This is a genomic window from Brevibacillus laterosporus LMG 15441 (assembly GCF_000219535.2).
Classification (GTDB): domain Bacteria; phylum Bacillota; class Bacilli; order Brevibacillales; family Brevibacillaceae; genus Brevibacillus_B; species Brevibacillus_B halotolerans.
Window position 1 is genome coordinate 3437643 of the sequence record NZ_CP007806.1, and the last position, 22138, is coordinate 3459780.

Sequence of the window (22138 nt, forward strand, 5' to 3'; positions counted from 1 at the left end):
TTTTTCAACCCTATAACCCACAAACAAGAAAAACCCTCACACCTATAGGCGCAAGGGGTTTGCCAATTCTTACAGTGACATGTATTGGTTACGCTCCCACTCGTGAACACGTGTACGGAACATATCCCATTCAATTTCCTTCGCTTCGATGAAGTGTAACGCGGCATGCTCACCTAGCGCTTCACAGATAACTCGATCTGCTTTCAGACATTCGATCGCCTCTTTTAGCGTAGATGGCAAGCTATCAATTCCGTTTGCTTCACGTTCAGCTTCGTTCATCACATAGATGTTGCGATCAACAGCAGGCTGCAATTCTAATTTGTTCTTGATTCCATCCAAACCAGCTTTCAACATAACAGCTAGTGCCAAGTACGGATTCGCTGCCGGGTCGGGATTACGCACTTCCAAACGAGTCCCCAATCCGCGTGATGCAGGGATACGTACTAATGGAGAACGATTTTTTGCAGACCATGCCACGTAGCAAGGTGCTTCATAGCCTGGTACAAGGCGTTTGTAAGAGTTCACTAGTGGATTTGTAATTGCCGCAAATCCTCTTGCATGCTTTAAAAGACCAGCTAGATAGTATTTTGCTGTTTGACTTAGACCTAGCTCATCAGATTCATCATAGAATGCATTTTCGTTGCCAATAAATAAGGATTGGTGCGCATGCATACCAGATCCACTTACACCAAACAATGGCTTTGGCATAAAGGTTGCGTGCAAACCATGTTGACGCGCAATTGTTTTAACCACCAGTTTAAACGTCAGAATTTGATCAGCTGCATGTATCGCATTTGCATATTTAAAATCAATTTCATGTTGTCCTGGTGCTACTTCATGATGAGAAGCTTCGATTTCAAAGCCCATTTTCTCTAAAGTTAGAACGATATCACGGCGACAGTTTTCACCCAAGTCTAATGGTGCAAAGTCAAAATATCCGCCTTGATCATTCAGATCGAGAGTAGGCTCGCCTTTTTCATCAATTTTAAACAAGAAGAATTCAGGCTCTGGACCAACGTTAAAATCCGTATAGCCAAGCTCTTCTGCTTCTTTCATTACCTTTTTCAAAATATAACGGGGATCACCTTCAAACGGTTTACCATCCGGCATATACACATCACAGATCAAACGAGCCACTTTTCCGAATTCAGTTCCCCACGGGAATACCACCCATGTATCTAAATCTGGGAAAAGATACATATCAGACTCTTCAATGCGCACGAAACCCTCAATGGAAGATCCGTCAAACATCATCTTGTTATCCAACGCTTTTGGCAATTGAGAAACCGGAATCTCAACATTCTTACTGATACCCATTAGATCAGTAAATTGCAAACGGATATACTTCACATTCTCTTCATCAGCAAAACGCATAATGTCTTCTTTCGTATAACGGCTCATTCTCTCTTCCTCCTTGACCAAATCCATCAATTTTTTGTACCCATCTATCTAGTGGAAGAACCTAGAAAGCTCTCCACGAATCAATGCCGATTCACCTAAGCGATTGGCACTGGGGTTGATCACTTGTTGTTTCAATAATTGCAGTAATTCCTTCTTCTCCATTTGTGGACGAGCTGCCGTTTTCCCTGGTAAGATCGGCGCCTCCACAACAGGCTCCTTCAATTGGATCACCTGTTTAATGCCAGCAATATTTAGCCCCTTATCAATCAGTTGTTTAATTTCTAACAGACGATCTACGTCATTAAACGAAAATAACCGCTGCTTCCCGTCTGTACGAGCTGGTGTGACTAACCCGTGTTGTTCATAATATCGGATCTGTCGTGCAGTAAGATCGGTTAATTTCATAACGATGCCTATGGGAAAAAGGGCCATGTTGCGACGAATTTCATCACTCATTTTGCTTCCCCTTCCTCGCAAATCAAATCATTTCAATTTGTTATGTTCAAATTCTAACGGATAGCAGATTATCTGTCAACACATGTAAGGAAATCTGACATGACTTTTTTACAACAAGAAAAAAGCATGCTATCTACGATCTCTTGACTACCTTATTTGCGGTAGAACAGCGAGACGATCTGAGAACATGCTCCCTTGTGATTATTTCTTATTCATTTTAATTACTGCTCGATCCCATACATTTTCACATATTCCTCCAAAATTTGCTTTGCAATCACTCCAGACATATCAGCACCATGCCCCCCACCTGGTACAACGACAGCAAATGCAATCTGTGGATTTTTAACGGGTGCATATCCGACAATTAGCGCATTGTCTGCGTTCCCTCCCGTTTGTGCTGTGCCCGTTTTAGCTGCCACAGGAAACGGAAAACCCTTGAAGTTACGATACGCTGTCCCGTTCGGCTGGGTTACCTTTGCCATACCTTCCTGCACTACCTTTATCCACTTGGGATCAATATCGACCTTATTTAGAACATATGGCTCCACTTTGGTCAATGTTATTCGTTCTGTTGGATTACTTGCTCCCTTGCGAATCTCTTTAACTAAATGAGGTTTGATTCGATAACCCCCATTTGCGATTGTACTGACGTACTGACAAAGCTGCATAGGTGTAAAGCTATTGTATTGACCGATAAATGCATCTACTAAATTCCCTAAATATTTGTCGTTTGCCAGGTACCCTGCCTTCTCACCCGGAAGATCAATTCCCGTTTTTACACCCAGTCCGAACTGGCTGTTATAGTAATCTAACACATTAAATTGTTCGCTATAATGCTTGCCTTCACGATTCCCCTTTCTTGCTAAACGAAGCCCCATTTCATACATATAAGTATTATTAGATACCTGTAAGGCCCTTCTTGCATCTACTGCACCATGTCCAGAGCGTAACCAGTTATTTTTAAAGCGATTTCCAACTAAGAGACCACCTCTGTCTATGATCGTCTCAGAAGGAGTAACCAGCCCCTCCTGCAAGGCAAGCATCACGGATATAGGTTTTACGGTCGAGCCTGGCGCATAGGCTCCCCGAGTAATTTTATTATCTTCATAAGGCCAGATATCCGTTTTATACACTTTACTAAATGTTTCTCGATCATAATACAAATTCAAATCATAATCAGGATAATTAGCCAAAGCTAATATTTCCCCCGTATCAGGAGACATTACCACCGCATGCCCAACTTTCAGATTTTTCTGCGAAAGGTTTTTATGCAGAATTTCCTCTACTTTATCTTGAAATCTCCAGTCCAAAGTAAGAATAAGATCATTTCCAGGCTCTGCAACACGCTTTATGGTTTCGTTGACAAATTCCGAATTCCGATTTACCTGTACAGTCATAGCACCAGTTTTTCCCCGTAGCTGCGACTCGTAATAATTTTCTAAGCCAGCTACACCAACCAATTCATTCCCTGAATATTGTTTGGACTTATACTCCTTCACAAAGCGAGGATCAATGGAGTTGATATACCCCAAAATATGTGTCGCAAGTGGCCCTCCGTTTGCATCAGTCTTTACTTTTCTAAGCGGCTCCACCTCTACATAAACACCAGGGAATCGGGCTAATCGCTCCTCAATCCGAGCATCCTCAGCCGCTGTAATATTTCGCTTTATCTGTCTTGGCATGAAGGCTGGGACACCCATGCCTACCATCCGCTCTAAAACAAGTAATTTTCGCCAAGTCTGCTCACGTTGTATCCCAGACAGACCTAGGTTTACATCTAAGAAAAAGAAGCGTGCATTTTCAATTAGCTTTCGATCGCTTTGCTTCGTAACAGGTGTTGCACGCAAAATCTCAATGGAGCTTTTTATTTTGCGAACAAGATCATCTGATTGTTTTTTCTCCAAATGATAAGGAAACGGAATCTGCTGTTGCAGAAGTTCGCCAAGCAGTACCCGATCATTTGCCCCTTGCTCATACGATAAGGTCTTTCCTGTTTTTTTTCGTAACAGCTCAAGAGCCTTAGTGCGCTCTACATCGGTAAAGGCATATTTGATTGGGATATGCACTTCTTTTGCCAGACGGAGTAACTCTACGGATTGTAATAGTTCCATTTTCTCTAGTGAAGGTAATGCATCTAATTTTGTCTGTATTTGCGTTCGCAATCTCTGACGTTGCTCAAAAGACAATATGATGGGAAAGCTAGCTTGTAGCTGAATCCCTAAGTCAGCCAGCTTCTTATCATCACCTCGCTCCTCTTGCTTCCAATCAAGCAAGGTAGCCAATTCCTCCGCTACACTCTCCTTGTTTATTTTTTCTTCTGGTCTATCCATAAATTTAACAGTGAAAACAGGCTTATTATCCACTAGGACCACTCCATTGCGATCTAAAATATGACCTCTTGGAGCAGGAATTGGAAGTTCTTTGAGGCTGTATTTCTCTAATTCTTGCGCAAATAACTCCCCTTGAACAACTTGAACATATGCCAGCCGTAAAATGACAACTACAAAACAGATAAAAACAGCTAAAAACATAATATTTACACGGAATACTATTTCCGGGTCTTTTTTTCGCTGCTGCTCTGGTTCAATTTGCATGATTTCACCGCATCCCTTGTCATATATCCCTTTCTTATAAATATACCAGAACATTCCATTTATTCCATTAGATAATATAGCTGAAAAATTAGTACGTCCCGCTAGGTTTCACTTTTACTCCATATAAAAAGACAGCTATAAATGTTGGACATTCATAGCTGTCTGCATAATTTCATCATATCTAGCGTTATATGTTATAAATCAAGTAACCCTTTTGCAATCATGCCATCTAAAGCTGTTAAAATACCCACTTTTACATGCGAGTACGTAAGCCCTCCCTGCACAAAGCCCAAATAAGGTTCACGTAGAGGACCATCAGCAGAAAACTCAATGCTAGCCCCTTGAATAAAGGTGCCCGCTGCCATGATAACCTCATCCGCATAACCTGGCATTGGACTAGGATAAGGTGTTACATGCGAATCGACAGGGGCCGCCTTCTGTATACCTTGGCAGAAGGTTATTAATCGTTGGGCACTTCCAAATTCTACAGACTGAATTAAATCAGTTCGTGGTTCATGCCACAACGGATCAGTGCGGAATCCTAGTTTTTCCAGCATAGCAGACGAGAAAATCGCCCCTTTCAACGCTTCACCTACCACGTGCGGAGCTAAGAAGAAGCCTTGGAACATCTCCAATAAAGAGTATAATGACGCTCCGCCTTCCGCTCCGATTCCTGGAGCTGCCATACGATAAGACGCCATTGTAACCAAATCCTCGCGTCCTACAATATAACCACCTGTTTTAACCAAACCGCCACCTGGGTTTTTAATCAGTGAACCAGCCATAATATCAGCGCCGACCTGTAGCGGTTCTTTTTCCTCTGTAAATTCCCCATAGCAATTATCCACGAACACGTATAATTCAGGGCGTATTTCCTTCACAAAAGAAATCATTTCCTCTAGCTTAGCAATCGTAAACGACGGGCGATCCGCATAGCCACGCGAACGCTGAATCCCAATCACTTTCGTTTCGGGACGAATCGCTGTTCTTACAGCATGAAAGTCAATGCTTCCATCCTCTAATAATGGTACATAGTCGTAACTAATCCCATAATCCTTCAATGAGCCTTGACCTTCTCCACGCACTCCTACCACTTCTTCTAGCGTATCGTATGGTTTGCCCGTTATATATAATAAGTGATCTCCTGGGCGCAGCATTCCAAATAAACTTATTGCTATCGCATGCGTTCCCGATATAATATGCGGACGTACGAGAGCCGCTTCTCCACCAAACACTTCTGCATAAATAGATTCTAGTGTTGCTCGACCACTATCATCATAACCGTAGCCAGTGGATGGTGAAAAATGAAATTCATTTACTTCATGCTTTTGAAATGAGCGCAATACTTTTAATTGATTATAGTCAACCAAGCGGGATACTTCCTGATGTCGCTTGGCAATCATCTCTTCTACTTCTTCCACAAGCGGACGTAATTGCGCCCCGTGCGTAAACAGTTGAAACATGTTCTTTCTCTCACCTTTCTCTTACCATTCCTCTTCGTTGATTGCTGGTGGGTTTACCATATATGGAATCAAACGCCCATACATGGGTTCATCTGGCTTAATACGTATCGTAATATGATAAGCGGTGCCATCCTCGGAGAATTCCTGCTCCATCTCTAGTCCAGCTCGATGCATCATGGAGATCACGTCCCCACGCTCCATCGGAATAATCAGTTCGACACTTTCATACCCCGTCAATACTATTCCTTCGACTCTATTTAATAAACGCTGCAAATCCTGCTCAGACAATGCTGATATCTGAATCGAATCTTCAGGGTGCGGCAAATACTTGTCAGTATCAAGCAGATCAGCCTTATTATATACCACTAATCGAGGGATGCCTTCAGCTTCTAAATCCTTTAAGACCTGATCTACAACCTCCATATGAACTTCAAAATCAGGATGGGAGCAGTCGACTACATGTAAGATTAAATCTGCCTCTTGAACCCCTTCTAATGTGGATCGAAAAGCTGCAATCAAAGCAGTGGGCAGGTCTTGAATAAAACCAACTGTATCCGTCAACAGTACTTCTTTTCCACTAGGAAGAGCCAACTGACGTGTGGTTGGATCAAGCGTAGCAAATAATTTATCCTCTTGCAATGTATCTGCTTTTGTTAAATTATTTAATAAGGTAGATTTGCCTGCATTCGTATAACCAACCAGCGCGATTTGGTAAACATGGTTTTTCTTCCTGCGCTCACGATGAAGCTGTCTAGTCCGCACAATATCATCTAGCTGTTGCTTTAATTCACTAATTCGACGACGAATGTGACGGCGGTCTGTTTCCAATTTCGTCTCACCAGGTCCACGCGTTCCAATACCGCCACCCAATCGGGACATCTGATTTCCTTGCCCGGCAAGTCGGGGCAGTAAATAGCTATATTGTGCTAGCTCTACTTGAATCTTACCTTCACGCGAATTAGCTCTACTCGCGAAAATATCCAATATCAATTGTGTACGGTCAATTACTCGACACTCAAATAACGCTTCTAAATTACGGTTTTGGCTAGCGGATAATTCATCATTAAAGATGACAACATCTACATCCAGACTAACTGCTAATTCCGCAATCTCTTGGATTTTACCCGTTCCTAGATACCAAGCTGAATCGACACGCTCGCGATTTTGGGTAATAACTTCTAGCACTTCAACACCGGCCGTCCGCGCTAGCTCTCCCAGCTCCTCTAGGGATAACCGCATCCGCTCCTCATCTCGCTGATCTAATAGACAACCAACTACTATAGCTGTTTGCTGTTTATTCCATTCACTCATATATGTAACCTTCCTTCCCACGTCCCCAGACGAAAAGAACGGCATCCGTTCGCATGTCTAGCAAACGTATGCCCTAATTCATTCTTTTACTAGCTAGTAATCAATATACCTTCTTTTTTACCCATTTGCCATCCTTTTCATCCTTCACCCGTTAAATCTAGGGAGATGTCAACTTTGTTCTCCAGATTTAAAAACACACGTTACATCCATTAAACGTCAGGCTTCAGTTCAAAAAAGGATTGCTAACCTGCAAGTCCTCTGCTCGTATGCTCATTAATTCTTCCTTGCTTGGGTTAGAACTCTTTAACAACCGCATAGCTTGTGCTCGAATAGCCTTCTCCAGCATATTCCGTATGTAACGCGCATTGCTAAATGACTCCAAAAAAGGGTCGGATAGCAGGTGGATCAGATGCTGCTTCATTTTTTCTTTTGCCGTAGAGGTGAGCACATATTGCTTTTCCTCGACCATGATCGCCGCAATTTCCATCAGCTCATCTACCTCATAATCTGTAAAGTGAATCTGAATCGGAAAACGCGAGGGCAGGCCTGGATTGATCTGCAAAAACTCATCCATCTCCTCTGTGTACCCGGCCAAAATGCAAATAAATTCGTTTTTGTGATCTTCCATTGCCTTCGTGAGACAATCCACTGCTTCCTTGCCAAAATCCTTCTCTCCTCCGCGCGCTAACGAATAAGCCTCATCCACAAACAAGATTCCGCCCAAAGCCTTTTTAATTAAATCGCGTGTTTTCTGCGCTGTATGTCCAATGAACTCTCCCACTAGATCGGCTCGTTCCACCTCAATTAAATGGCCCTTGCTTAAAATCCCCATCTCTTTAAGCACCTTCCCAAAAATCCGGGCCACCGTAGTCTTTCCCGTTCCTGGGCTACCTTTAAATACCATATGATATACCTGTTGTTCTGTCTTTAACTGATGCTTTGCGCGTTCACGGTTCGTTCTAAGGAGGGCATAAATCTCGTACATGACAAGCTTTGCCTCATCGAGTCCAATCATTTTTTCCAGATCATTAATAACGGATTTGATTTGATCATTCGCAGTAGATCGTACCGTGTCTACCAACGGCTCTGGTTCCTTTAGCGGCTGTACAACCGGATGATGAAACACAAATTGAATTCGATGTGGTGACTCCGGTGATTCTGTAACGACCGTTTTGGTCATAGTCGCAGCCTGTTTCATGTCCCATCACCTGCCTTCCATAATCGTCTCTACAGTATACGCAGCACACTTTGAAATCCTGTACAGAAAATCCAAAATAAATAGCTTGATTTATAAAAAAATCCCGTCTCACCTGTTGCAGTGATCCGGGATGTTTCTTATCTGTCAACAAATACAGCTTTACCTGTAGTCGCATCAATAAATACGTTTTTGTCTACCTTTCTTTCCTTAACTCGATACACTAACCTAGTCTTTTTACCTCCATCCACATATTCATACACAAGCTCTACCGGATTATAGCGCAGCCACTCACTAGCTCCCACTTTTGGTGACACTATGGCATTTCGATCCGGGAGCTTGACTTGCTTAATAGAAGAAGATACAAAAGGCTTTTCAACTGAATCTTTGATAAATAAGATGACTTCTCCTGTAGCTGAATCTACATGAACCGAATAACTGAGATAGGAACTATCCGTCTGTAAAACCGGAATGCCTTGATGGCTTTTAAAGAAACGGAATATATGCGTGTATTCATTCTCGTTACTGTATGTGAGCTGTACTTCTTTGTCCCAAGGATCAAGGTATTTCTCCAGAAATCGAATGGCCTTCTCTCTAGCTTTCTCTTTGGAAACTCTCCATTTTTCTTTAAGAGTAACCTTGGAAATTTGCAGGACACGCCCGGAGCTTAATTCCGTAATAACCGTATATTCACCCTTTTCTCCAAATTGGTAAACAGCCTCATTTTCTTCTTTCCGTTGTTTATGATCGTCCCAATTATTGGAGTAAACTTTTAATGGCCCCTTAATTCCATACTCCTGTTTAATGAGCAGCTCTGCTTCTTGTTGATTGCGTGCGAGGGCAGGTTTATTTGGTGGATTCATTTTAATCAAGGTCGGTTGATCATAATCGTAGTAAGTATGATAGATCGCTTTGCCCGTAATCGCATCAAAGCTGTACGCGTTCAGGATACCTGGTGTGTATTCTAGTATTGGCCGGTCATTTTTTGGATCAAAATGTTCGACATACCTTAATTTTATATACTTTTGTAACTGATTTTCCAATTCATGTACAGGTATTGCCTGTGACGGATGTGGAAAGGCTGATTGATCTATCCATTCGTCACTCCGTACACCGAACCCTTTTAACTCCCCTTTTCCATTAATACTTATGTAAACATTATCCCCGCTTACTGGAATCCCATTAACATATCGCATAAAGTTAGCTGAGCTTTTTGATAGATTGGTTTGTTTATACTCTTTCCTTTTTTCACCTAAAAATTCCTGTAAAATAGCCGTGGCACTTTGTGAATCAATCGCTTTATTCCCCTTATCCCGTCCTGCATTCAATACGTCGAGTTCTTCTAACTTACCATTAGTCCGATCGAGTCGAATTCTTGCTGACCATCCCTCTTCTTCTTTTTCTGTTTTCTTTTCTTCAATAGTAACAATATAATTATCACGAGCATCTTTGAACTCCATTACTTTACCATTTTTTAGATATGGGGCGAATTTATAAAGGGACTGCATCGTTTTTTGAGCTTCCAGAGACAATCCTTTTAATTCTGTTTCCAGCTTAATAATCGGTTGTTTTGAGCTAAGCTGTATATCCTCGAGCCACACTGAGCGTGAACCAAGCACAATCAAAGTAAAGCCACACGCTAATGATAGGGAAGCGAATAATCGACGGTTTTTCTGCTTTTTCTTACGAATACCTTCCCAAATTTTTGCTTCCAACTGAGGAGTGAAGGGAAGGACATCTAAGTTAGTTGTCCTAAACTCTTGTGCTAATTTTTTATCAAATGAATCTACATCCATGTCTCTCCCCTGCTTTCTAGCATTTGCTTGATTTGTTGGCGGGCTCGCGAAAGCCTTTTCCGTACTGCCTCTTCTTTTATCTGTAGAATAAATGCTATTTCTTTCATTTCTAGCTCTTGGTAATAACGCAAAATAATGACTTGCTGATAATCTGGAGACAGAGACAGCACTAGCTTTCTTAATTCAACGGCTCCGTTTTGCTTAAAAAATATACTTTCGGTATCATCCGTTACCTTACTTTGGGCCTGCTGTTGACTTTGCAAGGTAAGCTTTGAAAAAATCGTCCGAAATGACCAGGAACGGACATACTTTTTCGTTTCATTGATAGCAATCCGATACAACCATGTTTTAGGCTCTGACTCCCCTCTAAAATAATCCCAATTCATATACGCCTTCATAAAGGTTTCTTGTGTAATGTCTTCCGCAATCTTTTGGTCTTTTATCATGAGATACACCATATTTAAAATCTTTGGACCATATTCATGCATAAGAGACTCAAAGATAGTCTCTTTAGACATTGTTAAAGCGATTTCCGCTTTTTCCAATGAATTCACCTGCTTTATGTATTCTTTTTTCTTCTATTAAATTAGATTCTGCTAAACGATTTTTGTGACAATGATTTTTATCGGAATTCCCCTAAAGGTAAAACATGAAAAACCGCCCTCATAGGAGAGCGGTTCACATCGAGCTCAGTCATTTTGGGGTACTAGCGGTACTGTTCTTTAACTCATCTACCTCCAATATAGAGTTAGATCATCAAAGCGAACCGGATACCACAATCTGGGTAATCATTTCATCGTCCACGGCACATCAACCTCCTATAAAGACTGTTGCGCGTTTCTAATTTGTGACCACCGAGCTCGATAAGTATAGTGTAGCCACAATGAACATTTCTATACATAGCTTATCCATTTTTTCTAAACTCGCTCGCTGAAACACCATATTGTTGCTTCCAAGCACGTTGAAACGAGCTGAGGCTACCAAATCCAGCCTCATATGCAATTCGAGTGATATCCCAATCCGTTGAACGTAGTAAATAGGCTGCCTCTTTTATTCGTAAATGTTGCAGGTATTGTCCGGGTGTCATTTTTTTATTCTTTTTAAACTGATGAATAAAATGATATTTGCTACTGCCGGCAATGCCTGCTATTTCTTCAAGTGTTACGGGATGTTTAAATGCTTCGTGCATATAGTCAACTGCTCTTTTGATTCCCGGATATTCATACAAAGAGGTTACCTCAAGCTCCGTGTATGTATTGTTTTTTGAATGAAGGGTAAGAAAGAGTCTAGCTATCTCCCACTCCAGTTCCGTTTGAAGCAATTCATCCATCGGCTCAAACACTGATCGCTGAAAGGCGCGTTGTACGGTTTGTTGAAATAAGGGGACAACCTTCGTAGATAAGCTTGTATATTCAAGTGCATGTCTTGCTCTTACGGGCTGTTCATGCTCCCATACCTGTTGTAGAAAATTACGATGTAGGCCAACTAGCAAAATAGTAGCAGGGCCATATGTAGCAAGATGACGATGTTGTTCATCCGGTTGTACTAACAGTCTTTGCTTAGCTGCTACTCTTTGATATCGTTGATTCCATTGAATCTCTACCTCATTGTCCAGCGGCATACTGACTTGCAGGTAATCGCCATGATCATGTAATTCATCACTTTCCCCCTGTTGTAAGGTAAACAATCGAAAACCACTGTTTTTCCATTCTAAAAGCATATCCATTTATTTATATTTCCTCCACTACAAGAGCTAATAAGAATTTCTAACGTGCCCAATATTCTGATTTTAAAAGACCTTTATATGAGCAGGAATACGACATTATCAATAGGAAATACATACATTTTTACACATTAGTCTAACATAATCAGAAGAATAAAAAAGCGATGATCCATTGATATGTCCTAGTTTATTTGTTTTTCTATTGTATATTTTTTAGCCAAATCTTTATTGTACTCTTTTTAATTATTATTAAAATATACACTTCTCTCTTTTTATAGAAATAACGCCCTCTTTTCGTTTCATTTTGTATTTTTCGCCACTGGTATATACCCTTCCCCATCTATAAGAGTCACCATATAATGCAAAAGATCTACTAAATTTATTAATGAAAGCGGTGATTTATTTGCCCTTTGGCAACAAAATTGTGAATGGAAATTTTGAGACAGGAAGCTTAGTCCCATGGAATTTTTCAAATGTAGCAATTAATAACCTGCAGAGCCACACAGGTTCTTTTAGTGCACTATTTTTTGGAAATACGACTAATAGTGTATTGTATCAGACTGTGCCTGTCACAAGTGGAGAAATTTTTGAATTTTTTCTATCGATCGGAAAAATAGGAAATTTGCCAAGCCCACAAGTAAATATTGCTTTGATTTATTTAAATGCCGCTTCTACTCCTGAAAATATCGGAATCAATATTATTCTTCCGGTAGGTAAACTTCCTAATAACCTGAATAATAACTGGTCTACCATCTACGAAATATCCTCTGTTGTACCTGCAGCAGCTACTCAAGCAATGGTTATTATTCATAAAATCCCTGCTCCATCAACTGCAGATATAGTCGTTGATGATATTGTTTTAGTACAAACAGGGGCAGGGACAATAGGAGGTACGGGGCCTACTGGCGCTACTGGCATTACCGGACCTACTGGTATTACTGGTGCTACTGGCGTTACTGGACCTACTGGTATTACTGGTGCTACTGGCGTTACTGGACCTACTGGTATTACTGGTGCTACTGGTATTACCGGCGCTACTGGTATTACCGGACCTACTGGTATTACTGGCGCTAATGGTATTACCGGACCTACTGGTATTACTGGACCTACTGGTATTACTGGACCTACTGGTATTACTGGCGCTACTGGTATTACTGGCGCTACTGGTATTACTGGCGCTACTGGTATTACTGGCGCTACTGGTATTACTGGCGCTACTGGTATTACTGGCGCTACTGGTATTACTGGCGCTACTGGTATTACTGGTGCTACTGGTATTACTGGTGCTACTGGTATTACTGGTGCTACTGGTATTACCGGACCTACTGGTATTACTGGTGCTACTGGTATTACTGGTGCTACTGGCGTTACCGGACCTACTGGTATTACTGGTGCTACTGGTTCTACCGGCGCTACTGGAGACACTGGCACTACGGGTTCTACCGGCGCTACTGGGGACACTGGCACTACGGGTTCTACCGGTGCTACTGGGGACACTGGCGTTACCGGTGCTACCGGTATTACTGGCGCTACTGGTATTACTGGCACTACTGGTATTACTGGCGCTACTGGTATTACTGGCACTACTGGTATTACTGGCGCTACTGGTATTACCGGACCTACTGGTATTACCGGACCTACTGGTATTACCGGACCTACTGGTATTACTGGTGCTACTGGCGTTACCGGACCTACCGGTATCACTGGCGCTACTGGTATTACTGGCGCTACTGGCATTACCGGACCTACTGGCATTACCGGACCTACTGGCATTACCGGACCTACTGGCATTACCGGACCTACTGGCATTACCGGACCTACTGGCATTACCGGATCTACTGGTATTACTGGCGCTACTGGGGACACTGGACCTACGGGTTCTACCGGCGCTACTGGAGACACTGGCGCTACTGGCATTACCGGACCTACTGGTATTACTGGCGCTACTGGTATTACCGGACCTACTGGTATTACTGGCGCTACTGGCATTACCGGACCTACTGGCATTACCGGACCTACTGGCATTACTGGCGCTACTGGCGCTACTGGGGACACTGGACCTACTGGTTCTACCGGCGCTACCGGTATCACTGGCGCCACTGGTATTACTGGCGTTACCGGACCTACCGGTTCCACTGGTAACACAGGGCCCACCGGACCTACCGGTTCTACTGGTAACACGGGAGCTACAGGACCTATCGGTTCCACTGGTAACACGGGAGCTACAGGACCTACCGGTTCTACTGGTAACACGGGAGCTACCGGTTCCACTGGTAACACAGGACCCACCGGACCTACCGGTTCCACTGGTAACACGGGAGCTACAGGACCTACCGGTTCCACTGGTAACACAGGACCTACCGGACCTACCGGTTCTACTGGTAACACGGGAGCTACAGGACCTACCGGTTCCACTGGTAACACAGGGCCCACCGGACCTACCGGTTCCACTGGTAACACGGGAGCTACAGGACTTACTGGTTCCACTGGTAACACGGGAGCTACAGGACCTACCGGTTCCACTGGTAACACGGGAGCTACAGGACCTACCGGTTCTACTGGTAACACGGGAGCTACAGGACCTATCGGTTCCACTGGTAACACGGGAGCTACAGGACCTACCGGTTCTACTGGTAACATGGGAGCTACCGGTTCCACTGGTAACACAGGACCCACCGGACCTACCGGTTCCACTGGTAACACGGGAGCTACCGGACTTACTGGTTCTACAGGTAACACGGGAGCTACAGGACCTACTGGTTCTTCTGGAAGCTTTTTAAATTTCCAAGTTTCCGAAAACGCACCTAATACCAGCGGCAGTTCCACTATAGTAATAAGTACCACTCAAACCATATTAAAAACCATCACAGTAACAGGAAGTACAGCTACAAGCCGTATCTGGTTAACTGGAATAATTGGTTGGCAAAATGGATCAGGTAATCCAGTAGTCGAATTCCAAGTTCTCCAAGGAACAACAGTCATTTTTAGTATTAATGATCAAAAAACTGGAACAAATGCGTTTGGTTCTACGAGTATAAATCATGTTGATTTAGCCCCTGGAGTTGGTAATGTCACGTACACATTAGTGGCTCAAACTGTTGGTAGCGGCACAGTTACTGCTGTAGGGGGAATTACTTTTACCGGAGCTTTATTGTAGTCATATGTACTCTCTGTGGTCGCTCTTTATAAAGAGTGACCACTTCTCATTGCAAATAATCATTTCACTACGTCAAATATGAAACATCAATCCTGCCACTGAAAAATAAACAGTAATATGAAGCATCGCAATTTATACTACATAACGCGCAATTTTTAGTGTGCGTAATTTCCGTATTCTTTTTATACTTAATTATGATACGTTAGCGCAGGAAATTTAGATGTAGCTAGCAGTTCTCGAAAGGAGTGAATAAATGTGCTTAGACAAACAAACGGTGCTTATGCCGCTACAGGGCTTACGGAAGCCGAACTCATTCAAATAAAAGAGCTTCTACAGGTATGTAATACTCACGATAACATTCAGATAAAATTAAATCTGGATATGCTTACCTGTAGGCCCACTGACCAAATTCAAGATTTTTACTTTGCTATAGATAACCGAATCATTGGGTATCTTGCCTTGTACATTTTTAATACGCAGGAGGTAGAAATCAGCGGGATGGTAGATCCAGCGTATAGACGTAATGGCATATTTTCCTCTTTGCTTCGGCAAGCCTATCCTGAAATCGAACGTCGTCAATTACCCAAGCTAATATTTATGTCTCAGGAAAAATCAGATTCTGGCAAAGCATTTTTAGAATCACTCGGTAGCACTTATTCCTTCTCAGAATACTGGATGGAATTAGAAGCACCGCCTACAGAATTAATTGCACCTTCTCTTTCACTAAGAGAAGCAACGCAAGAAGATCTTCCCCTGCTTGTCCAAATTGATATGGAAGCCTTTGGAGCAACAAAAGAGGATGCAACCAGATATGCCTCAACAGGAGTTGAAGAACCTGATCGGCATCTTATCATGGCCTTTCATAACAGCGAATTTATAGGAAAAACCAGTTATCAAAGAATTGAGAATATGGATTTTATTTACGGCTTTGCGGTCATGCCAGCCCAACAAGGAAAAGGTTTTGGGAGAGAAATTTTGACAAGATTGGTGAACGACTTACTTCAAAAACAATCACCTTCCATCGTCTTGGAGGTGGAAACGAAGAACAAAAGCGCGCTCACACTGTATAACCGTTGTGGTTTTAAAGAAGTAACTGCCAATGATTATTATATCCTGGCCACTTTGCAACTTGGGAGCCTATTTCGTCTTTCGGATAGAGAGGTAGGTGACCAGGAAATGTAAGATTCTACGAATAATCAGGAACGGCAACAGGATAGCTTCCTTTTGCTACCGTTACTTCTAATCCTTGCTTCTCGATTTGATCTCGTAACTCTTTTGGTGTTCCCTCATCAGTGATGAGTAAATGAAAGCTGTTGAGGGGACCTATTTTAGAAAAGGCATCATGTTCCATATTCTCATGAGACGCTAAAATGAAGCGACGTCGAGAAACCTCCAAAACAGCGCGACTAAAACTAGCTTCCTCTGGGGTTGCAGTACTAACACCTTGCAAGCTAATGGCTCCTGCTGTCATAAAACACAGATCAATTGTAAATTGTTTTACCATTTCATTGGCAATAATATCGGAAATCATACCTGTTTTATTAACTTGTCCTCCGATAAGATAAACGTCAGTATTTTCAGATTCACGTAACTGTTCTGCGATTTTAACCGAGTTCGTCACCACTGTTATCGGCATATGTTGAGGTAAATATTTTATCATATGAAAATGCAGGTTCGTTCCACTTAAAAATATTGTATCGTGCTCTTGTATGTAGGATACGGCTGTTTTGGATATAGCAGTGATATGACTAGGTCCATCTTTTATACGTACCGCTGATGGTACAACAGGCTTTCGCACAGCTGATACAGGGATAGCACCTCCATGAGTTTTTTTCAATAATCCCTGTTCTTCCATAATGGATAAATCTCTCCTGATGGAATCAATAGAAACATGAAATTGCTCCGCTAACTCCTTCACCAGCACTCGTTGTGCTTCGTGGAGTATCTCCAGAATCTTTCCTCTTCTCTCTTCAGCAAACATCTCATCGCCTGCCTTCACTATGTAATACTTCCATTTTATTCCGTTATCCGCAAAAAAGTCAATATTTACCTGCAAAAATCTTCTTGTTTATGCTTTTTTAAGCAAAAAAATCAGGATTCCCGAAGAAACCCTGATTTTCTTGTCTGCAATTACATTTGTTGTGATTGGCTTTCCGACATCAAGGATACCGGACGTTGTGGTGTAAATGTAGAGATCGCATGCTTATAAACCAATTGTTGCTTGCCTTCTGTATCAATAACGATTGTGAAGTTGTCAAACGCCTTGATATAGCCTCTCAATTGGAATCCGTTTACCAAATATATGGTAACTGCGATATTTTCTTTTCGTAAATGGTTTAAGAACGTATCTTGAATATTGATCGTCTGTTTCATGGACAATACCCCCTAAAAGGACTTGTAAGTTATATATTCGGCGTGGAATGGAACTTTCCTTCCATCGCACTGGTAATTGTTTCAACCACTTGTTCATATGAATCGGATTCAGTCATATCATACCATTCCAACTGAGGCATCCGCTTAAACCAAGTTAACTGACGCTTAGCAAAATGCCTTGTTCTTTGCTTAATGTCAGCTATTGCCTTATCTAACGTGATCTCTCCATATAGATAAGGAATGAGCTCCTTGTAGCCCAGCCCCTGCATGGCTACCAGATCAGCAGAATACCCTTGATCTAGCAACCTGCGAACTTCTTCTACCAATCCAGCCTCAATCATTAAATCGACTCGTTGATTTACTCTTTCATAGAGCTTCGCCCGATCCATTGTTAAGCCTATAATTTTCAAGTTGTAAGGCGAATAAGCGGCCTGATTTTGAAAATCAGACATACGTTTTCCAGTCAATTCGTATATCTCGATTGCACGTATAACCCGGCGAACATCATTTGGATGTAAGCGATCTGCTGTAATAGGATCATGCTCGCGTAGGCGTCTGTGAAGAGCTTCTACTCCTTCCACATCGGCAAATCGTTGCAATCTCTCTCGCAATTCCTCGTCCTGATCCGCCTCAGAGAATTGATAAGCATGAGTAACCGATTGTATGTAAAGTCCTGTTCCACCAACGATAATAGGCAGATGATTACGCTGATTAATTTGGGTGATTAGCTGTTGGGCCTGCTGCTGAAAGATAGCCACAGAGTATTCCTCATCTGGATTCATGATATCAATCAGATGATGGGGAACAATGGACCGCTCTTCCTCGGTAGCTTTAGCCGTACCTATATCCATGCCACGATAAACCTGCATAGAATCACCAGAGATGATCTCTCCATTAAACTGTTGTGCTAATCGAAGGCTAAGAGCAGTCTTGCCTACTGCCGTAGGGCCTGCAATTACCACTAAATTCTCTTTTTGCCTCATCTCTCACTCCCCTCCAATGCTTCCATATAACTATAAATCACTTGATGTTCACGTTTTCGATAAGGTGTAAAGCCCAATTGCTCGTGCAAGGTACCTGTTGTACCCTCTTTTAAAACGACTCGTCGTTTAGCTACCCGGCGAGCTTGAGCAATCGTTTCCTCCGTCAACACCTTATCATTAGCCAATTGACGCAAGGTAGAAATACCATGTGACTCGAAGACAGCTTGTTGGAACATAGGATCAAAATAAACTACATCAAATGAGTTATCTGGCAATGCTTGAAGCTTGTCAAGGTGATCAACCTGTTCCACCTGTACACGCCGCATCGCTTCGATTAAAGCTGGTGATCCCGTATCCCAATGAGTAAGACCGTCTCGGACAAGTCTCGCAATCATAGGCTCCGATTCAATTCCAACCACTTGCCCTGTTCCACCTGTGGCATAGGCAAATACGATCGCATCTGCCGCCAATCCCATCGTAGCATCAAGCACCTTATCACCTGGTGAAATTTGGCAAACAGAAAGCATAGTATCATTATCGCCGCGTTCTAGCCTCTTTATACGAAAAGACGCTGTATTTGGATGAAAAAAGAAAGCCTGTTGACCCCTCCGTTCCAACCTAGCTCCCTTAGCAGTTACAATTAAAATATCATTCGCCTGGTATTTATCTCTGAGCTTTTCAATCGAAAGCTCTCCACGTGAAACTAGTGGAGCGGAAAAGATAGTAGCCAGTTCCTGCGCATGAGCCAAAACAGACGCCCTTGGCTCATTTCCTGTTGTTACAATCATTTTATCACTCGTTTCCTACTCATACTAAATCCGATCAAATTTGATTCCTATCTCTATGTATGCCTGCCTTGGTTGCTATCCTATTATACTAACAAAAGAAAGCTGACAACAGCAACGAATTTTGATTAGCAATAAGTTTAAAATCATGGTTATTCACGATGTTGCCTCTTTTCCCCTAATCAGCTTCATTATCCATAAAAAGAAGAACATCCCACCGCCTCGTAAGCATACGTTCGAGATGTTCCTCTATACTCATGCCAATGGATGATCAAATTATCTCTACATCACTCGTTTGATTAGTTGTGTTTCTATTAGTTAATTTGACCGCATTAACCGCTTTCTAATGCGATTCTTAACGAATATAGTTAACGTACATTTAGCTGATTTGCTTAAGTGCGTTGTCAATTTGGTTGTCAATGTTGTCAGTTCTCTATCTTCTCTATCCTTGAGCTCATACTACCAGTCTGTGTCACTCATCATACCAACGATCAAAGATTCGCTTTTAATGTGTTGTATTTCTGTATACAACTTTGAATTCACCTTACCCACTTTCTGTTGCTCTGTGAATGTTTGAGAATAGGTCTTGTTACGAATGTAGGTATTCATCCAATTATATATGGACAATTGTCTAGAATGTAGACAGCTAAATATACTAACAGGAAAATCAGATTAAGTTAAGGAGTGGTTGTTTTGGTTTGTTATTATGGCCCTGAAGCCTATGAGAACTGCATGCAGTGGTGCGGATCTGGAGAAAATCCAGGTTTGCATTTTGAATGTCATCACCATTGTTATAAGTATAAAACAAAACCTTGGTGTATAGAACCAATGCCATATGCGCCTTTAATACCTTATGGCATGACTCAACCAGTGCCTTACAGTCCACATCCATATTATGATCCATATTCCAATTTTCCTATGCAACCTCGTTCTCTATGTCCTCCTGAACATGAAAAAGTTCGGGTATGCGATTCTGCAGGTCGTAATTGTCGTTGGGTATGTTTGCCAACATAGTCATTGAGTATTTACCGAGCGACAAGCAAACACCGCCCTTATCGTATGAGTCTGCAGGTTGATAATGAAAAAATCTGGTTTTGAAATCTGACGCCTTTTTATGGCGGTACCAGAGCTATATACAGTTTAATTAACCTGTTTTTTAATTAATAGTTTTCATAAAATTCGCTTCCTTATATCTTAGGAGACGAATTTTATGATTTCATTTCAGCCCTCTATCTTCTCTATCCTTGAACATAGCTCATGCTGCCAGTCTATGTCGTTCGTCATACTGGCGATCAAGGATAGGTTTTTGAGTTTTGCAATCTCCCAAGGTTGGAATGTGTTCCAGTTACCTTGTCGAAGAATATAAAAATTTTGTTGCATAAAAGAAGGTAACTCCTGATCAGAGCTACCTTCTTCCAAAATGTTTAAATGGAGAAACTGACTGTACCATTAATTTCCTTAGTTGAAACTGTCCCTAGGCCCTCAATAAATATAACAAGATTCAATGTACCTTTAATGTAGGCTTTCCCGCCATTTTTCTTGGAGTTCAAATCTACATATGACCTTTTGCTGTTGTGGGTATAAGTGTTCAGTGGATGGAATCCATAGATGGAACTGTCTGTACTGGTACTTGTGATTACACCTTTATCATAAGTGACAGTAACATAGCCTTTAATCCACGAGATATAAGTATCACTTATAATTTCTTCAAATTCTCTAGTTGCATATGCGCCAATGCCAGAATTTTTCTCGATTTTACCAGTAGTGTGTTTATTGTTTTGATCGTCAAGATAGAACAATAAAGCAGCGTATTCATCTACATCGTTAACTTGAATACCTTTGTATCCTTTACTTTTAGAACGGTCAAACTCATCCATATCAACTGTTCCACCATCCCCAAAGTTCGCGTTTGCACGGACTTCCTCATAAGTGCTAAACTCCCCTTTGTATTTGTCGATGTACTTTTGATAATCTTCGTCGATTACGTCTTTAACCGTTAAAACACCTTCGAGCTGAGTTTTGTTTGAGGTTTGTTCAGCGCTTGATACATTATTTGCTGATACGGCTCCTGGTAACGCTGCGGGCAATAATAAACCAACTGCCAAAACTAGACTAAAAAATTTTCTCATGAAATTACCTCCTAAAAAATGTATAATGGAATTCATTGAAACCGAAGGGAGTTGATACCATGTTTTCATTCGGATTCCAAATTTGGACTGGGGTTATCATATGGGTAGTTGTAATCGCGGTAGTCGTTTTGGTAATCAGAAAATATTTAAAAAACAAAAAATAAAAATTCCCAACAATGCAATCCCGCTTGCGAATGCAAAATATTTACATATTATTACTACTATATTATTTAATTGGTAGTAAAGGAATATTTTGTATTTCTGAATTGGAGAGCAAGATATTATAGACGTAACCAAAAAACGGTGGAACCCTTTATTTATGGTTGTTCTGCTTGTTTTTTGGTTTTTTACATTTCCTTGTTATGTTCTAAATGAATGATTAATGGATTGTCCATTATGTCAATTTTTATCTGAAAGCTTACGTATTTTTTTCAGATATTTCGTCAAAGCTTAGTGCTGAGGTGATAAATCAGTGTTTGGGTTAGGAAAAAAAAGGACAAAGCTTGGAAAGTATCTAGATCGACGTGGAATGAAACAGGAGTGGCTTTCTTCGACTTCAAAGGTTAACAGAGATACAATTGGACAACTTTGCTCCAATGATGAAAAGCTACCAACGATGAGAACCGCTAAAAAGATATTGGACGCCATACGCAAAGTAGATCCGACTGTGAAGCAAACCGACTTTTGGGAAATGTAAAATCCCCCGCCAGGTTCTTAATGGTGGGGGTGTTTGCTGTATCCCTGTTCCCACAGGCAATACATTTTATGCAAT

General features: G+C 41.6%; 17 protein-coding genes and 1 pseudogene. 3 read left to right on the forward strand and 15 right to left on the reverse strand.

Features of this window, described 5'->3' with window-relative positions; genetic code table 11:
* Window positions 1-69: 69 nt before the first annotated feature.
* The 9 genes from glnA to BRLA_RS14870 all read right to left on the reverse strand — a co-directional run bounded on the left by glnA (window position 70) and on the right by BRLA_RS14870 (window position 11942).
* Window positions 70-1401, reverse strand: a complete 1332-nt coding sequence (glnA, locus tag BRLA_RS14830) for a type I glutamate--ammonia ligase (protein ID WP_003343687.1) — start codon at window positions 1399-1401, stop codon at window positions 70-72.
* A gap of 48 nt (window positions 1402-1449) precedes the next feature.
* Window positions 1450-1857, reverse strand: a complete 408-nt coding sequence (locus BRLA_RS14835) for a MerR family transcriptional regulator (RefSeq protein WP_003335725.1) — start codon at window positions 1855-1857, stop codon at window positions 1450-1452.
* Window positions 1858-2078: 221 nt separating this feature from the next.
* Window positions 2079-4451, reverse strand: a complete 2373-nt coding sequence (locus tag BRLA_RS14840) for a peptidoglycan D,D-transpeptidase FtsI family protein (RefSeq protein WP_041752627.1) — start codon at window positions 4449-4451, stop codon at window positions 2079-2081.
* 194 nt (window positions 4452-4645) lie between these two features.
* Complete coding sequence (locus BRLA_RS14845; RefSeq protein WP_003335722.1) at window positions 4646-5914, reverse strand: methionine gamma-lyase family protein; 1269 nt, start codon at window positions 5912-5914, stop codon at window positions 4646-4648.
* 21 nt (window positions 5915-5935) lie between these two features.
* The gene (gene hflX / locus BRLA_RS14850) at window positions 5936-7225 is read right to left on the reverse strand and encodes a GTPase HflX (protein ID WP_003335721.1); all 1290 of its coding nucleotides are present in this window, start codon (window positions 7223-7225) and stop codon (window positions 5936-5938) included.
* Window positions 7226-7448: 223 nt separating this feature from the next.
* Complete coding sequence (locus BRLA_RS14855; RefSeq protein ID WP_003335720.1) at window positions 7449-8423, reverse strand: AAA family ATPase; 975 nt, start codon at window positions 8421-8423, stop codon at window positions 7449-7451.
* Between the two features lie 137 nt (window positions 8424-8560).
* The gene (locus tag BRLA_RS14860; RefSeq protein ID WP_003335719.1) at window positions 8561-10216 is read right to left on the reverse strand and encodes a YcdB/YcdC domain-containing protein; all 1656 of its coding nucleotides are present in this window, start codon (window positions 10214-10216) and stop codon (window positions 8561-8563) included.
* The gene (locus BRLA_RS14865; protein WP_051876123.1) at window positions 10207-10761 is read right to left on the reverse strand and encodes a sigma-70 family RNA polymerase sigma factor; all 555 of its coding nucleotides are present in this window, start codon (window positions 10759-10761) and stop codon (window positions 10207-10209) included. The genes BRLA_RS14860 and BRLA_RS14865 overlap by 10 nt, the downstream gene beginning before the upstream one ends.
* Before the next feature lie 359 nt (window positions 10762-11120).
* Window positions 11121-11942 carry an AraC family transcriptional regulator gene (locus tag BRLA_RS14870; protein ID WP_003335717.1) on the reverse strand — a complete coding sequence of 274 codons (822 nt, stop codon included), beginning with the start codon at window positions 11940-11942 and terminating at the stop codon, window positions 11121-11123.
* 400 nt (window positions 11943-12342) lie between these two features.
* Here BRLA_RS14870 and BRLA_RS14875 point away from each other — a divergent pair, with 400 nt between their 5' ends.
* The gene (locus tag BRLA_RS14875; protein ID WP_238547452.1) at window positions 12343-15096 is read left to right on the forward strand and encodes an NTTRR-F1 domain; all 2754 of its coding nucleotides are present in this window, start codon (window positions 12343-12345) and stop codon (window positions 15094-15096) included.
* A gap of 255 nt (window positions 15097-15351) precedes the next feature.
* The gene (locus tag BRLA_RS14880; RefSeq protein WP_003337170.1) at window positions 15352-16278 is read left to right on the forward strand and encodes a GNAT family N-acetyltransferase; all 927 of its coding nucleotides are present in this window, start codon (window positions 15352-15354) and stop codon (window positions 16276-16278) included.
* Window positions 16279-16282: 4 nt separating this feature from the next.
* Here BRLA_RS14880 and BRLA_RS14885 read toward each other — a convergent pair whose 3' ends face one another.
* From BRLA_RS14885 to BRLA_RS14910, 6 genes and pseudogenes are all read right to left on the reverse strand, one after another.
* Window positions 16283-17077: a DeoR/GlpR family DNA-binding transcription regulator gene (locus BRLA_RS14885; RefSeq protein WP_173645584.1), complete on the reverse strand. Its 795-nt coding sequence runs from the start codon at window positions 17075-17077 to the stop codon at window positions 16283-16285.
* Between the two features lie 149 nt (window positions 17078-17226).
* A complete protein-coding gene (gene hfq / locus BRLA_RS14890) occupies window positions 17227-17469 on the reverse strand; it encodes an RNA chaperone Hfq (protein ID WP_003337168.1) in 243 nt (80 codons plus the stop codon).
* 29 nt (window positions 17470-17498) lie between these two features.
* On the reverse strand, window positions 17499-18452 hold the full coding sequence (gene miaA, locus BRLA_RS14895; RefSeq protein ID WP_003337167.1) for a tRNA (adenosine(37)-N6)-dimethylallyltransferase MiaA: 954 nt from the start codon (window positions 18450-18452) through the stop codon (window positions 17499-17501).
* On the reverse strand, window positions 18449-19240 hold the full coding sequence (locus BRLA_RS14900) for a class I SAM-dependent methyltransferase (protein ID WP_003337166.1): 792 nt from the start codon (window positions 19238-19240) through the stop codon (window positions 18449-18451). The genes miaA and BRLA_RS14900 overlap by 4 nt, the downstream gene beginning before the upstream one ends.
* Before the next feature lie 1218 nt (window positions 19241-20458).
* A pseudogene (locus BRLA_RS25340) lies at window positions 20459-20563 on the reverse strand (DUF7667 family protein); the annotation flags it as partial.
* A gap of 98 nt (window positions 20564-20661) precedes the next feature.
* The gene (locus tag BRLA_RS14910; protein WP_003337165.1) at window positions 20662-21366 is read right to left on the reverse strand and encodes a hypothetical protein; all 705 of its coding nucleotides are present in this window, start codon (window positions 21364-21366) and stop codon (window positions 20662-20664) included.
* A gap of 472 nt (window positions 21367-21838) precedes the next feature.
* Here BRLA_RS14910 and BRLA_RS14915 point away from each other — a divergent pair, with 472 nt between their 5' ends.
* The gene (locus BRLA_RS14915; protein WP_041752263.1) at window positions 21839-22063 is read left to right on the forward strand and encodes an XRE family transcriptional regulator; all 225 of its coding nucleotides are present in this window, start codon (window positions 21839-21841) and stop codon (window positions 22061-22063) included.
* The last annotated feature ends 75 nt before the right edge of the window (window positions 22064-22138 follow it).